We start from the raw sequence: 15817 nt of genomic DNA on the forward strand, positions 1-15817 counted from the left end.
ATTCCCCCGTGGCGGCGGGCGGTGGGGGAGGGTAAAACGGCGGCAACCTTCACCCGCGGAGCCGCCTGATGAAACTGACATCGTTGCCTGCCGCCTGCCTGGCGATCCTTGCCGTCGCGTCTCTTTCTGCCGTGTCTCGTCCCGCGGGTGCCGCCGAGGTGCCGGCGGCCAAGCCGGTGAGCTTCACGCAGGAGACGCTGCCCAACGGGCTTCGCGTGATCTACGCGCCGCTCACCAACGCGCCGGTCACCCACGTGCGGGTGTTCTATCACGTCGGCTCGCGCGACGAACGCCCCGACCGCCAGGGCTTCGCGCACATGTTCGAGCACATGATGTTCCGCGGATCGGCCCATGTCGGGAACCAGCAGCACATGAAGCTGGTGAACGGCGTCGGCGGCATGTCGAATGCTTTCACGAGCTTCGACCAGACCGTCTACCTGCAGACCGTTCCCTCGCAGCACCTGGACATGGTGCTCTACATGGAGGCCGACCGGATGGCCTCGTTCAAGGTCAAGCAGGACATCTTTGACACCGAGCGGCAGGTGGTCGGCGAGGAATGGCGGCTGCGGCAGAATCGGCCGTACGGCACGCTGTACGAAGATCTGCTGGGCAAGGTGTTCACGCAGCACTCGTACAAGTGGACGCCCATCGGCAACATGCAGCACCTGGCTGCGGCCAGCACGCAGGACCTGCAGGACTTCTTCAACACCTACTACCTGCCGAATAACGCGGTCCTCGTCGTCGCCGGCGACTTTGACCTGGCCAAGACCAAGGAACTGGTCAACAAGTACTACGCCTGGATTCCCAAGGGCCCAGAGGTCAAACGGCTGACGGCGGTCGAACCGCCCCAGACCGAAACCCGCCGGGTGGAGGTTAGCTATCGCGTGCCGCTGGCGATGTCGGCGATCGCGTTCCATACGCCGGCGTATTCGTCCGACGACCACCACGCCCTGGACCTGCTCGGGTCGATCCTGGGCGGCGGCCGCTCCAGCCGGCTGGATCGGTTGCTGGTCAACAGCGAGAACCCGCAGGCGGCCGACACGTCGGCCTCCAACATGCAGTTGCAGGATGCCGGGCTGTTTATCGTCAGCGGCACCGTTCTGCAGGGAAAGAGCGTGGACGCCGTCGAGAAGGGCCTGCTCGATTCGATTGCCGAGGTCATCGCCAAGGGCGTGACGCCGGAGGAACTTGAGAAGGTCAAGACGCAGGCGCGGATCAGCCTGATTCGCGGTCGGCAGACGGCGGAAAATGTCGCGTCGGCGTTGGGGAACGAAGCCCTGTTCGCCGGCGACCCGACGCGGGTGAATACCGCGCTGGCCAAGCTCGAAGCCGTCACCCCGGCCGACATCCAGGCCGCGGCCAAGAAGTACCTGGCGGTCGAGAAGGCGACGATTCTAAAGGTCAAGCCCGATCCGCTGGCCAAGCCGGCGGCCCTGCCGGCCGCGGCCGCGAAGGAAGCCGTCGCCGCCGCCCCCGTGGCCCGCGAGGTGACCTTCCCCGCCGATTGGCCGAAGGGCCCGCCGATCAACGATCAGGTCGTCCGCGCCAAGTTCGAAAAGGGCACCGAAACCGCGATCGATGGCGTGAAGGTCATCATCATGCCCGACGACCGGCTGCCGCTGGTGAACTGGAGCCTGACCGTCCGCGCCGGTTCGCACCTGGACCCCAAGGGCAAGGAGGGCCTGGCCGACATCGTCACCGATATGGTCCGCCGCGGCTCGACCGGGCTGACCTACGACCAACTCAACGAAGAGCTCGAATCCAAGGGCGCGACGATCAGCGTTTCGGCCGGCGGCGACTACACCCGGCTGAGCGGGTCATCGCTGTCGAAAGACCTGGACTACGCGATCGGTCGATCGCGCCAGGTGCTGCTGGAGCCGACGTTCCCGGCGGCAGAGTTTGAAAAGCTCAAGGCGCAACTCCTGTCGAGCCTGTCGCTCCAGCAGGCGACGCCCGGCAGCGTGGCCGATGACGACCTGGAATCGGCGGTGTACGGCACATCGGCCCTGGGCCGCAGCGCCAAGCCGGCGAGCGTCGCGGCGATCACGCTGGACGACGTCAAGGCCTGGTACAAGGCCAACATCACCCCGAAAGATGCCATCCTGCTGATCGCCGGCGATGTGACGGTGGAATCGGGCAAGGCGATGGCGAAGAAGCTGATCGACGGCTGGAAGGCCGACGCCACCACGCGCGACACCGCCGGGCTGTACGACTTCCCGCCGGCCCCGCAGAAGCGGCAGATCGTGCTGATCGACAACCCTGACGCCAGGGGTTCGACCATCCGCATGGCGATCCGCGCGTACGACATCAAATCCGACGACAAGTACGCCGGCACGATCGCCGGGCAGATCCTGACCAGCGGTATCGATTCGCGGCTGAACAAGTATGTCCGGGCCGAGAAGGGGCTGAGCTACGGCGTTCATGGCGTGTTCCAGCCGGGGCGGCAGGCGGGCGTGTTTACCGCCGGCACCGACGGCCGGATCGACAAGGCCGCCGAGTCGATCGAAGCGATCTTCCACGTGCTGGACGGCATGAGGTCGGCGAACGTGACCGACGCCGAGCTGAAGGAAGCCCAGACGCGGACCATCGGCCTGATGCTGATGGGTATGCAGACGATCCAGCAGCAGGCGCAGTATCGCGTGGACGGCCTGCTGAACGGCTACCCGATCGACTACTACGACGTGTACCCCGAGAAGATCTCCGCCGTCACGGCCGATAAGGTCAAGGCGGTCATGACGCAGTACGTCGCGCCGGACCGCTTCACGATCGTGGTCGTCGCGCCGGCGGCGCAGGTGAAGGAAGCACTGGAGAAGATCGGCGAAGTGAAGGTGCTGCCGATGCCCGCCAAGCGCGAAGGCGGCATGGAGCAGCCGGAACTGCTGCAGCCGAAACCGGAGAAGAAGTAGGTCTGAGTACGCCCGGCATCCCAATGTCATGTGGGTGCCATGGGCTGGCGTACTCGCCTGCCCGTGGCTGCGACATAGCCGTCACGCGTAACCACGGGCAGCGGAGTACCGCAGCCCATGGCACCCGGGTCACTGGGCTAGAACCCAGGAGCGAGCTGTGCACAAAACGCTGACAATTTTGCTCGCCGCGCTGGTTGTCGGATGGACGGTATCCGCACAAGCGCAGCCTGCCAGCAGGCCCGCCGCGACCGCGGGTGTCGTCGCCGGCAGGATTTCCGCCGAGCAGGGGAAGACGCTGCCGGAGATGATCGTCTACCTCGAATCGACCGACCCGGCGGCGAAGTTCGCGCCGCCGAAAGAACCCATCCACGTCTCGCAGCGCGACGCCAAGTTCACGCCGTCGTTGATCGTGGTGTGTGTTGGCCAGTCGGTCGATTTCAGCAACGACGAGCCGCGGCCGTTGGAGCACAACGTCTTCTCTCGCTCGCCGGCCAAGCCGTTCGACCTGGGCCTCTACCCGCCGGGCACGGGGCCCAAGATCGTCAAGTTCGACGCCCCGGGCATGGTCCGCCTGTTCTGCTCGATCCACCGCTACATGGACGGCGTCATCTTCGTAACACCCACGCCGTTCCACGCCAAAGTCGCCGAGGACGGCACGTACCGCATCGAAGACGTTCCGGCGGGGGAATGGAAGGTAAAGACCTGGCAGCGTAACGCGCGGTTCAACGAACGCGAGTTTATGGTCAAGGTCGCGGCGGGGCAGACGGTCGTGCAGAACGCGGAGATGTCGCGGAAGTGACCTGGGACGCAGACGGAGGGCAAAATGCGCGAAGCCGCACCACTACCTGTGCCGCGATCTCGTGTGCGCGCCGGATTCACGCTCAAGGATCTTTGTGTCGTATTGATCATTCTCTCGCTGCTCGTATTCGCTGTGCTGCCGGCAGTAATGACTCGTGCTTCCGGCGGCAGCGGTCGGATCAGGTGTGCCTCCAACCTCCGACAGATTGCGCTGGCGGCGATCATGTACGCGAGCGATCCTGCGCGCTCAGGCTGGACTGTTTCCGCGGACTACCTACGATCCCTTGTCCGCCGATCGCCCGCAGTTTTACACCGGAATCAGCAGCGTTGAGCCATTTGCGAATCCCGGATTGCCTGGCGGCGGGCCGGCGGCCAATGATGTGACGGCCGCGTTCTATCTGATCCTGCGGACGACCGACCTCACGCCGGACGTATTCATCTGTCCCCAGGGAATTGCACGATACGAGGCATTCGACGTTCAGAAGTTCTCCAACTTTCCAGCCCCCCATCGCAATTCGTACAGCTACGCGAACCCCTATCCGTCAGCCGCTGCCGTTGCGGGCAAATGGAAGTTCGATACCTCGCTCACGCCGGATGATCCGTTCGCCGCGGACATGAATTACGGCGACAATCCGCAGGGCGGACCCACGAAGGTCAGCTACACCAGCAATCGCCTGGAGATGCGAACTGCGAACAGTGCCAACCACTGGTTTGACGGTCAACAGGTGGTGTATGCAGACGGCCACGTTGAATGGCAAACCACCCCGTTCTGTGGCGCGGTCATCAAGAACCGGCTATTCCGCGACAACATCTACGCCAATGTCGCAGCCGTCGATCCCGTCACCGGTCGCGGCGGCACGGTTCACGGCGCTCCGCAAAATGCTGGAGATGCGGTGCTATTGCCCACCGCGTTCGACGGGCCGACAGGCGCGGTCCTTACAGTTGAACGGCTGCCCAGCATGACGCCGCCCGAGACGACAAACTCGCCTAGCCAACTGTTGATCGTTGGTCTGGTTGTCGCGTCTATTCTGGGCGTCTGGGCGATTGTGAGGCTTCGTAAACCCAGCCAGGCCAACGCTGCTTAGGTGCGGCTCGCGGTCACGCGGTCACTTCCCCGCCGTCTCCGCTCCCAACGGCGTCTTGATCGCCGGGTCCATCGGGTCCTGTCCTTTGGAGTGATCGCGCCAGATCCAGCGCAGCATCTCCGGCATGATCGATCCGCCGTGCTTGCCGCTGTGCGAGCCGACGCCGAAGACGTACGTCATGTCGTACTTCTTTTCCGTCAGCGCCTCGACCATCTTCACGTTCTGTGCGAACCAGTCCCACTTGGCGTCATAGGCGCCGCCCTTGCGCGTGCCGCGGTTGTCGTTCCGGCCGTCCTGGATGAACACGCGGATGGGCTTGGCTTCGCCCTGGCGGATCATGTCGGGCCAGACGTGGCCGCCCATGATGTTGGTGTAGCTGCCGATCACGCTGATGACCTTGCGAAACTGGTCGGGCCGGTGCCAGGCGACCGTCCAGGCGCAGATCGCACCGGAGCTGGCTCCGCCAATGCCCCGGTGCTCCGGGTTGTCGGAGATGTTGTACGACTTCTTCAATTCCGGCAGCAGTTCGTCCACGATCAGCTTCGAATACTTGTCGTCCAGCGCGTTGTACTCCACCCGGCGGTTGGTGGTGCCGTCACCCCAGTCTTTGTCGGTCGCCTCGGGCTGATCGGGGCCGTGGCCGGGGTTGATGAAGACGGCGATCGTCACCGGCATCTCCCGGCGGTGGATCAGGTTGTCGAACACGTACGGAATGCGGTACTCGCCTTTGAGACCGAGGAACGCATGGCCGTCCTGGAAGATCATCAGGCAGGCGGGTTTGGTCTTGTCGTACTGGGCGGGGGTGTAGACCCAGTAGTTGCGCGTGCTATTGGGATAGACCTTGCTCGCGAGCACGATCGGCTCCGACAGCTTGCCCCTGGGCACGCCCGGCTGTTCCTGCGAGTCGGGGCCGAGCTTGTAAAGCTCGTCGGTAGGGCCGGCCAGGGCGGAGGCGGAAGTCAGGAGAATGACGGCGATGGCAAGGAGTGGATTGTTCATGGGGTTCAGTTCGTGCTTCACGTTGGATAGCCAAAACACTTGGATCCCGTTGCGGCGGGTTCCGTGGGGCAGGGATGACCGGCAGCGCACTTTCGTCGGGCACTAAACCGCTCGTTCGAACTTCACTTCGTTCACGATTCTCCCGTCCACGTCCCGGTGCTCGAAGCGGATTTCACTGCGGCCGCCGTCACGTTTCAACGATACCGCCAAAAATCCGCCCTTCACCCGATGATACTGGTGGTAGGTCTTGTCGAATCCTGGCGAGCCGCTGGCGTGCTCGTTGCTGGCGGGACCGACGCTGAACTCTCTCACCTTCGTCTCGGGGTGGATCGAGTAGTACTGCCAGTGCCGGTCGCCGCAGAGCACGAAGAAGTTCTCGGGTACATTCGCCTGCATCCACTTACGCAACTCGTCCCCCTCGGTCTGAAAGCCTTCGTTGGCATGGTTGTCGTTCTTCCCCTTTCGATCGGGGCCGACGATCGGCGTGGGGCTCAGCAGAAGTTTCCAGGTCGCGTCGCTTTCTTTGACGGTCTTCTTGAACCAGGCTTTCTGCTCGCGGCCCCAGATGCTCTTGTCCGGGCCGTCAGGCATTTTGTTCGGCGAGCGAAAGTCTCGCCCGTCGGTGAGCCAGATCTGAAGGTCCTTGCCCCAGCGGAACGTCCGGAAGCAGGGGCCGCCGAGGGGCACCTGCTGGCGATAGATGTCCTGGCCTTTGGCAAACGTCAGCGAGCCTTCTTTGGCGCCGGGCCAGGTATCGTTGGCCAGTGTGTCGTGGTCGTCTTTTGTGAAGTAACACCCTGCCGCCAGCAGCATGTCGCGGATGCGCGGCAGGCTGAACATACGCTGCCAGTGGTACCGTGCCAGTTCGACCGAGTCCGCCGACGGCGGGTCATTGTCGTAGTAGACGTTGTCGCCGGCGTAGACGACGAACTTCGGCTTGATCGCCAGCATTGACGGGTAGATCGGGTGGCCGTCGGGATGCCCGCGATCGGGATAGCCCTGGCAGGTCATCATGCAGAACGTCAGATCGCGCGTGGCGTCGGGCGATGGGGCGGTTTCAAAGTAGCCGGCCAGCGGCGCGTGAAAGGCCCCTTCGACCAGCGTTTGCGTCCAGACCAGATACTTGTACCGCGTCGCCGGACGCAATCCCTTCAGGGCGAACTGGTGCGAGAAGTCGGAGCCGGCGTTGACCTCCACCCAGTCGGTGGCGATGGCATCCGAAAAGTCGGCGTTCGGCGAGTACGACACCCGGATGCGACCAGCCATCCCGGGACAGGCTCCGTCGCATTCATCAATCGGCGGGTGCTCGATCGCTTCCTTCGGCTTACCGCGCTTCTCGGGAAAGACAAAGCCTTTGCGGCGTTCGGGCGATACCGTCAGGCGTGCCCAGATGATCGCGGTGGTATCGGTGATCTCGCCCGCCTTGGCGCCCATCGCCTGGTGGGGCGGCACGCCCGGAAATGTCGTGGCGTTCGCGCCGGGCGTCAGGGGCAGCACGACGGCGGCGGCGGAAGCCTGCATCAGGCGACGCCGGGAAAAGGGCTGGTTCATCCTCATCTCCATGCGGGTCTCGGTTTGGTCTACCCGATACGGACGGCTCGTGCGGATATTGCAGCAGGCATTGCCGATCGGAGGCCGGCGCAAGGGGGCTCCCAGACGGCTACCCTGTGCCGAACGACGTAGCGTCAGCCCGGCAGCGGCGTGATGGCATAAACCAGGTGCCTTGTCTCTCCCTGACGCCCGCGGACGAGCGACAGGCTGAAGACGGCCCGGATGCCGACGCCTTCCTGTCCGCGTAACGTACGGACCGTCGCCGTTACCCGAAGCGCACCCGAGAGCAATTGCCGTACGGCGTCGGCGTCCTGTTCTCGCTCGGCGTCGTCGGCAAGCCATTCGCGAAGGCGACGACCGACCACTTCCTGCGGGGTCAGACCGAGCATCGCGGCCAGGGGTTCGTTCACGCGAAGGACGACGCCGTCGAGCGAGGTGTGCGCCGCTCCGATGGGTGCCTGATGAAAGCTGGCCCGGAAGCGCTCTTCGCTCTCGGCGAGCGCTTCTTCGGTCAGCGTCTGCTCTGTCGTGTCGATCGAAACCCCGACCGCACCCACAATCTCACCGCGATGGCTTCGCAGCGGGCGGACGATGGTTTCGAAGGTGCGTTCGCTCAGCTCACTGGAGAACCGGCGGGGCTCCCCAGAGAGCGCCAGTTTCAAGTTGTCCACGATCCCGGGATGACTGCCGTACAGATCGAACGCGCTCTTACCAACCACCTCGCCCGGGCGGAGGCCGATGCCCGATAGCGCCTGACCTTCCGACAAGGTGAAGACGCCGGCCCGATCGAGCGAAAACAGCACCAGCGGCGCGCCATTGACGACCGTGCGGAGTCGTTCCTCGGTCCGGCGCAGCGAATCCTCCATCTTCTTGCGAGGCGTGGCGTCGCGGACGACCGCCAGCAGGTGCCGCTGTCCCTTGAACGCGAAGGGGACGGCGGTGACCTCGGCCGGGAACGAACTACCGTCACGCCGGGTGCAGACGATCTCGGCGTGGTATTCGCGCCCCTGGCGGACTTCGTCGAGCAGCCGGCGGACCACGCCGTGATAGTCTGGGCGGACCAGGTCCATCGCCTGCTTGCCCAGCAGGGCGTCGTACTCGCTGCCCTGCATGCGCGACGCGGCGGGGTTCACTTCCACGATCGTTCCCTGCATGTCGGCGACGATCAGGGCGTCCTGAACCGTTTCGACGATTGACCGGTACTCCTGCTCCTTCTCGCGCAAGTCGGCGTCTTTCCACTGGGTGTCCAGCGCGATGCCGGCGAGGTTCGCTGCCGTTTGCAGCAGGCGGAACTGGTCGCTGGTCGGCCGGCCGGGCTCCCGGCGATAGACCGCCAGCGCGCCCAGGCGTGCGCCCGAGGTCGAGACGATGGGCGTCGCCCAGCACGAACGCAGACCGTGTTTGACCGCCGATTCCCGGAACTTCGGCTCGCAGGGTTCGACCAGCAGGTCCGAAAGGATGACCGATTTAAGCGTGAACACCGACTGGCCGACCGGCGAGCCGTCCGGGCGAACCTCAAGCCGGTCGACCGACAGCAGGTAATCGGGCGGAAGGCCCGGCCCGACTGCCGCGCGCAACACGTCGCTGGTGCCCGGCACGTTACGGGTGCTCGGCACGTTCCGGTCGGCGGCAAAGACCGCCGCCACCAGGCCGTTGCCGTGTCGCTCGACCAGGCCGGTGATCGCCTCCAGAACGCCCTTCGTCGGGCGGCCGCGGGCGATCTGCTCCAGCACGCGGGCGTGATCCTCGACCAGGTCGGCGTCGCGGCGGCGGTCGGCGGTGTCGTGAAGCAGGACCGTCGCTCCACCGGCGTTCGGGTAAATGTGAACCTCGAGCCAGGTGTTCAGCGGCAGGTACTGCTCTTCGAACCGAACTTCCAGCCCGAACCGAATCGCGCGGATCGCGTCCCGATTGAACGTCGCACCGAACGCGTCCGGAAAAATGTGCTGGGAACTTGCTCCGATCACCGGGTCGGTATGACGCGAAAGCATCGCGACGGCGGCGGGATTGGCGTGGGTGACGATGCCGTTTTCATCGATATGAAAGACCGGATCCGATATCGCGGCCAGCAGTGTCGATGGATTGGGCTTGGTAAGGTCCAGCGTCATGGTCGCGATTCGGTTACAGGACGGCTCGATCGCGACGGGTCCAAAAGTGGCATTTTGCTTCCTTCGCCTCCGCCGTCGCCGCGTTCATCCTACCAGAAAACAGAGTTGCGTTCGTTGGTAGATTGGGCAACGATGCGATGGCTTGGACGTAACAAATCGTAGCCCGTCAGGGTTTGGACACGTTCCGGGCCTTGTCGGGGGCGCGCCATGGGTGCCCGAACCTCTGTCGGCGATTCAGGTGGAGTTCTCAGCATGACGTTTTGCCGAACGATTCTGGGTTGCTTGCCTCCGCGGTTTTTGGCGGGCGACCGCTCGGTGTGGGCGTTCGTCGTCGCCGCCGCCGCGATGACGGCATCGGCCGCGCCTGCCGCCACCCCCGCGAACACGCCCCCGGCTGCTTCGGAATCCACCGCCGCCCAGATCGAATTTTTCGAAGCCAAGGTCCGTCCGGTGCTGGTCGAGCATTGCTACCAGTGCCATTCGGTTAAAAGTCAGAAACTCAAAGGCAGTCTTTACGTCGACGGACGAGACGGCCTGCTGCACGGCGGCGACAGCGGACCGGCGATCGTGCCCGGCGACGCCGACAAGAGCGTGCTCATCGAGGCGATCCGCTACAAGAACGAAGACACGGCGATGCCGCCGAAGCAGAAGCTTCCGGCCCCGGTGATCGCCGATCTTGAGGCCTGGGTGAAGATGGGCGCGCCCTGGCCCAACGAGGCAAAGCTTTCGGTTGCCAAGGCCGGCCCGGACTACGCCAAGCTCAAGGCCGAGCACTGGGCTTACCAGCCGATCCGAAAGCCGGCGGTTCCCGCGGTGAAAGATGCCGCCTGGACCCGTGGCGATCTCGATCGCTTCACCCTGTCGTCGATGGAAGCCAAGGGCATCCGCCCGGTCGCCGACGCCGACCGGCTGACGCTCGTCCGTCGGGTCTACTTCGATCTCCTGGGATTGCCGCCCACGCCGGAACAGATCGACCGATTCCTGTCAGACCAGTCGCCGAACGCGTTTGAGAAGCTGGTGGACGAATTGCTGGCCAGCCCGCATTTCGGCGAACGCTGGGGTCGCAACTGGCTGGATGTCGCTCGCTTCGCAGAGTCGCTGACGCTCCGGGGCTTCGTGCTCAAGGACGCCTGGAAGTATCGCGACTATGTCATCGAGCAGTTCAATTCCGACCGGCCGTTCGATCAGTTCATGCAGGAGCAGATCGCCGGCGATCTGATCGCCAACGACCCCAAATCCACCGCCGACCTGGCCACCCGCCGTCGGCAGATGAACGGCACGACGTTTTTGGCGCTGGGCAACAACAACCTCGAAGAGCAGGACAAGGCCGGCCTGCGGATGGACGTGGTGGACGAGCAGCTCGACACCTTCGGTAAGGCGTTCCTGGGCCAGACGATCGGCTGTGCCCGCTGCCATGACCACAAGTTCGATCCCGTTCCGACCAAAGACTACTACGCCCTGGCCGGCATTTTCCGCAACGCCAAGACGCTGGAGCATTCCAACGTCAGCAAGTGGCTCGAAGTGCCGCTGCCCGGCGACGAGGCCGCCGCAAAGCTGGTGAAGGAGCACGAGGCGGCCGTCGCCGCGCTGCAGGACCGAATCAAGATCACGAAGTCGGCGGTCGCCAAGGCCGCGAGGGGCATCGACCCCGACAAGCTGCCCGCCGGCGGCAAGGCGAAGGTCATCGCCGTTGCCGATTTGCCCGGCCTGGTGATCGACGACGAGCAGGCACGCAAGGTGGGCGAGTGGAAGGTCACCACCCACACGGGGTCGTACATCGGAGAAGGCTACCGGCAGGATTTGAACGGAGATAAGGGACAGAAGACCCTCACCTTCCAGCCCGAGGCGCTCAACGCCGGCAAGTACGAGGTCCGGCTCGCTTACACGCCGGGACCCAACCGGGCGACGAACGTTCCGGTGACGATTTTCAGCGCCGATGGAGATAAGACGATCCACATCAACCAGCAGGAAGTGCCGCCGATCGACGGGCGTTTCATCTCGCTGGGGCAGTACAACTTCGAGAAGAACGGCGCGGGGTTCGTGCTGGTGTCCAATGAGGGCACCAGGGGTTTCGTGATCGCCGACGCGGCGCAGTTCATCCCGGTTGCGGAGCTGGCGGCGATCGAGTCGGCGGTGAAGCCGGCCAGCCCGCATGCCGACCCATCCGCTGAGGATGGCCCGGCCGTGGAGCTTAAGAAGCTCGAGGCCGAGTTGAAGGCATTGCAGGCCAAGGCACCGAAGTCGGAGACGATCGTTTCGATCGTCGAAGAGTCGAAGATCGAAGACACGCGGGTGCATGTGCGGGGCAATGTGCACAACCTCGGCGCGGAAGTGCCGCGGGGCTACCTGTCGGCGGTGGAGGTGAAAGGTGTGCCAACACCGCCGGCCGATCAGAGCGGCCGGCGCGAACTGGCACTCTGGCTGGCGGCCAGGGACAACCCGCTGCCCGCCCGCGTGACGGCCAACCGCATCTGGCACTGGCTGATGGGGCAGGGCATCGTCCGAACCGTCGACAACTTCGGCACCACCGGCGAAATGCCGTCGGACCTCCGCCTGCTCGATTACCTGTCAACGCAGTTCGTGGAGCAGGGTTGGTCGGTGAAGAAACTGGTGCGGCAGATCGTCCTGTCGCGGACTTACCAGCTCGACTTCCGCCATGACGCCAACGCGGCCGCTGTTGACCCGGAGAACCGCCTGAACTGGCGGAGCAATCGCCAGCGGCTGGACGGCGAATCGCTGCGCGATGCCATGCTGACCGTCAGCGGTCAGCTCGACAAGACGATGGGCGGCCCGACCTACAAAGCGGGTACCAATGCCGACTACAACTACAAGTACACCGACGCCCGCCGCAGCATTTACATCCCGCAGTTCCGCAACTCGATGCCGGAGATGATCGAGGCGTTCGATGCCGCCGACCCGAGCATGGTCAGTGGCCGCCGGAACATCAGCACGGTCGCGCCGCAGGCGCTGTTCATGCTGAACCACCCGTTCGTGCTCAGCCAGTCCGAAGCGGCCGCCGACCGACTGCTGAAGGAAGGCCCAACCGACGCCGCCGCCCGGGCCGACCTGGCGTACCGTTGGGTGCTCGGCCGGTTGCCGACGGACAAAGAGCGTGCCGTGGTTCTGCAGTACGTCCAGGGATTTCACGGAGCGGCAAAGACCGCGGAACGGGACTCCTGGACGCCGATTTTCCACGGATTGTTCGCGTCTTTGGATTTCAGGTACGTGAATTGATTTTTCGGTGGGGCAGACATTCTTGTCTGCCGCGGTTCCGCGATGCCGGCATTCCTGCCGGCTGAAGCGGAGACGCAGACCACCGTCGCAGTGCAGTCGAATCGCATGTCCTCGACCGGGCAAGAATGCCCGGCACTCGGGCATGTGAGGCAGACAAGAATGTCTGCCCCACCGTCAATGCAAGGACAAGGTATGTCGATCACCCGCCGTAACGCCCTCAAGTCCGCAGCATGTGGCTTTGGCTACATGGCGTTGCAGAACCTGATCGCCCGCAACGCCTCGGCGGCGAACGCCGTGGCCGGGCTTGGCGGCACCATGTCAGCGGCCGGGTCCGTAGCCGGTGCCGCGAACCCGCTCGCCGCTCGCATGCCGCACCTGCCGGCACGTGCCAAGCGCGTCATCTTCCTGTTCATGCAGGGCGGCGTCAGCCATGTCGATTCGTTCGACTACAAGCCGGCGCTCTTCAAGCGCAACGGCGAATCGATGCCGTTCAACGACGCCCGCACCATTGCCAAGACCGGCAACCGCAACACTAACGAACGCGTCATGCAGCCGCTCTGGAAGTTCAACCAGTACGGCCAGACCGGCCGCTGGGCGAGCGAGCTCTTCCCGCACATCAATCAGCACATCGACGACCTTACCTTCTGCCACTCGCTCCACACCGACGGTGTCGCTCACGGGCCGGCAACATTGTTCCTGCACTGCGGATCGACTCAGTTCATCCGTCCGTCGATGGGCTCGTGGATCCTCTACGGCTTGGGGACCGAGAACGAGAACCTGCCCGGCTTCGTCAGCATCGCTCCGAGCCCCGGCAACGGCGGCCCGCGCAATTACGGCAACGCGTTCCTGCCGCCGGTCTACCAGGGCACCGCCGTCGGCAAGGCCGGCGCGGCGGCGAGCGAACTGACCATCCGCAACCTGACCGGCAAGCTCACCAGCGCCGACCAGCAGACCCGGTTCGACCTCATCCGCGAGCTCAACGCGCAGCAGATTTCCCGCACGCCCGGCGACGCCGAGCTGGAAGCGGTCATCAACAGCTACGAACTGGCGTGGAAGATGCAGATGAACGCACCCGACGTGCTCGATCTGTCGCGCGAAAGCCAAGCGACCCAGGACCTCTACGGCATCGGCACCAAGCCGACCGACACCTACGGCCGTCAATGCCTGATGGCCCGCCGGCTCGTCGAGTCGGGCGTGCGGTATGTGCAGGTGACGTACGGCGACGCCTCGGCCAACCCGGCGTGGGACCAGCACAGCAACCTCCCGAAGCACGGCGAGCACGCCCGCGCGGTAGACAAGCCGATCGCCGGCCTGCTTGCGGACCTCAAGAGCCGCGGGTTGCTCGAAGATACGCTCGTCTGGTGGGGCGGCGAGTTCGGCCGAACCCCCTACGCCGAGAAAAACGGCACCGGCCGCGACCACAACCCCAACGGCTTCACCCAGTGGATGTGCGGTGCAGGCGTCAAGCCCGGCTTCAGCTACGGCGCGACCGACGAGTTCGGCCACTACGCCGTCGAGAACAAAGTCCACATGCACGACCTGCACGCGACGATCCTGCACGCGCTGGGCCTGGACCACGAGAAGCTCACGTACAAATACGCCGGCCGTGATTTCCGCCTGACGGACGTCTACGGGCACGTGGTGAAGGATTTGCTCTCGTGATGACTGGTCCCCGATGCCCGCGCTCCGCTCCGTGTCGCGGCTAACCGCGACGGTTGGTTCTGTAGGGTCCGCCTTGGCGGACGCGACGGCTCGCATATTCGGCGGCGTGTCGGCTGGGAAGAAGTGTCGCCTACGAAGGTTCCGCGTCCGCCAAGGCGGACCCTACAAGCGGACCGCGCCGGTTAGCCGCGACGCGGAGCGGAGCGTGGGTCGCGCGACACAACTCCCTTTGGAATAAGCATTGGTCGCACATTCCCGCTGCCGCTGTAATGGAAGCAAACGTCGCGCATCTCCCCACAGAGGACTTGGTTGCTGAACGAAGCCCAACGACAGCAGATCGAATCCCTCTACCGCCGCTACGGAAAAGGCGTCGGCAGTTATGTGCTGACGCGCACCGGCGACCGGCACCTGGCCGAATCGATTACCGCCCGGGCGTTTCTGATCGTCGTCCGGCGGTTTGAGCAGTGCACGGGCAACCTGGTCGCCTGGCTCTGGTCGATCGTGCGGTCGGAACTGGCGCGTCACTTTCGCGATCGCAAGGTGCATGAGCCGCTCGCCGGGCTGTCGTCGCGAGGAACGACGAAGGGTCGCAACGGGCAGGACGGTCCAGTTGACCCGTCCGACGTCGATGCCGATCCGGCCCGCCGGGCAGAGCAGGCCGACATGGCCGAGCGGACGCGATGGGCATTGGAACAGCTCGACGAGCCGGCCCATTCGCTGGTGTATATGAAGTTTTTCCTCGAAATGTCGAGCACCGACATCGCCGAGGCGATGGGAATGACGCCCGGGAACGTGGGCGTGAGTTGCCACCGGGCGCTCAAGAAGTTGAAGGAGCTGATGGAGCCGACGGTAGCTGTGCAGGTATTCGCGACGGCTCGTCCGTCCGTCCGCGAAACGCCAGGAGAGCCCAGCGGCTCCGCCGCGGGACCGTCGCTCGCGACGGCAGTGTGAGCGTTTGGTGTTCGATGTTCGGTGTCCGATGTTCGCGTTTGGTTGATTGCAATGCCCTCCACCAAGACCATCTCCGCCCTCACCGAAGCCTGGCCGCAAGACCCGGCCAACTTCGAGTTGCAGTCGTTCGCGGCAACGCTGATCGACGAGCGGCCGGCGCTGGGCGCGCCGGCGCTGGACCGCATCGGGGCGCAGCTTTCGGAGGAACTCGACCGCCAGACGCGGCCGACGAATGTCATTCCTTCTCGCCCGATGCGCATCGCCGGGCGTATCTCCGGCGGAATGGCACCGGTCGGGCGGATGCTTGCGCCCTACGCTGCCGCGGCGTGCGTGCTCGTTGCGGCCGGTATTTGGTACGCCAACCGATCGACAATCCCCACGTCCGTCCCGGCGAATCCGAACGGATCGCTCATCACGAACCAACCAAAGAATTGGCAGCCCGCCGAGCCTGAAGACGTGCCCGTTCAGCCTAAGCCGGCGCCCAAGGGTGGGTAAGCAGGTTACTCAGCTGACGTCATCGCGG

At 64.6% G+C, this 15817-nt stretch carries 10 protein-coding genes; 7 read left to right on the forward strand and 3 right to left on the reverse strand.

Translation table 11 applies throughout. From position 1 onward, the window contains the following. Positions 1-68: 68 nt before the first annotated feature. The 3 genes from IPV69_RS19050 to IPV69_RS19060 all read left to right on the forward strand — a co-directional run bounded on the left by IPV69_RS19050 (position 69) and on the right by IPV69_RS19060 (position 4789). Positions 69-2906, forward strand: coding sequence for a M16 family metallopeptidase (locus IPV69_RS19050; RefSeq protein ID WP_206291305.1), 2838 nt, complete (start codon positions 69-71; stop codon positions 2904-2906). 157 nt (positions 2907-3063) lie between these two features. Further along, entirely contained in the window at positions 3064-3705 is a 642-nt protein-coding gene (locus IPV69_RS19055; RefSeq protein ID WP_206291306.1) for a cupredoxin domain-containing protein, read from the forward strand. A 283-nt stretch (positions 3706-3988) separates the two neighbouring features. Continuing rightward, positions 3989-4789, forward strand: a complete 801-nt coding sequence (locus tag IPV69_RS19060) for a hypothetical protein (protein WP_206291307.1) — start codon at positions 3989-3991, stop codon at positions 4787-4789. Positions 4790-4810: 21 nt separating this feature from the next. On the opposite strand, the gene IPV69_RS19065 is transcribed toward IPV69_RS19060, so the two are convergent. The 3 genes from IPV69_RS19065 to IPV69_RS19075 all read right to left on the reverse strand — a co-directional run bounded on the left by IPV69_RS19065 (position 4811) and on the right by IPV69_RS19075 (position 9447). Beyond that, complete coding sequence (locus IPV69_RS19065; RefSeq protein ID WP_206291308.1) at positions 4811-5788, reverse strand: alpha/beta hydrolase; 978 nt, start codon at positions 5786-5788, stop codon at positions 4811-4813. A gap of 102 nt (positions 5789-5890) precedes the next feature. After that, positions 5891-7339 carry an alkaline phosphatase D family protein gene (locus tag IPV69_RS19070; protein ID WP_206291309.1) on the reverse strand — a complete coding sequence of 483 codons (1449 nt, stop codon included), beginning with the start codon at positions 7337-7339 and terminating at the stop codon, positions 5891-5893. 134 nt (positions 7340-7473) lie between these two features. After that, entirely contained in the window at positions 7474-9447 is a 1974-nt protein-coding gene (locus IPV69_RS19075) for a PAS domain S-box protein (RefSeq protein WP_206291310.1), read from the reverse strand. Positions 9448-9699: 252 nt separating this feature from the next. Between IPV69_RS19075 and IPV69_RS19080 the strand changes: the two genes are divergently transcribed. The 4 genes from IPV69_RS19080 (at position 9700) to IPV69_RS19095 (ending at position 15789) form a co-directional block, all read left to right on the forward strand. After that, positions 9700-12681 (forward strand): DUF1553 domain-containing protein, encoded by a 2982-nt coding sequence (locus IPV69_RS19080; protein ID WP_206291311.1) that lies wholly within the window; start codon positions 9700-9702, stop codon positions 12679-12681. Positions 12682-12873: 192 nt separating this feature from the next. Continuing rightward, positions 12874-14343: a DUF1501 domain-containing protein gene (locus IPV69_RS19085; RefSeq protein WP_206291312.1), complete on the forward strand. Its 1470-nt coding sequence runs from the start codon at positions 12874-12876 to the stop codon at positions 14341-14343. Positions 14344-14652: 309 nt separating this feature from the next. After that, entirely contained in the window at positions 14653-15294 is a 642-nt protein-coding gene (locus IPV69_RS19090) for an RNA polymerase sigma factor (protein ID WP_206291313.1), read from the forward strand. 51 nt (positions 15295-15345) lie between these two features. After that, positions 15346-15789 carry a hypothetical protein gene (locus tag IPV69_RS19095; protein ID WP_206291314.1) on the forward strand — a complete coding sequence of 148 codons (444 nt, stop codon included), beginning with the start codon at positions 15346-15348 and terminating at the stop codon, positions 15787-15789. The last annotated feature ends 28 nt before the right edge of the window (positions 15790-15817 follow it).

It is taken from the genome of Humisphaera borealis (genome assembly GCF_015169395.1).
GTDB classification, from domain to species: Bacteria; Planctomycetota; Phycisphaerae; order Tepidisphaerales; family Tepidisphaeraceae; genus Humisphaera; species Humisphaera borealis.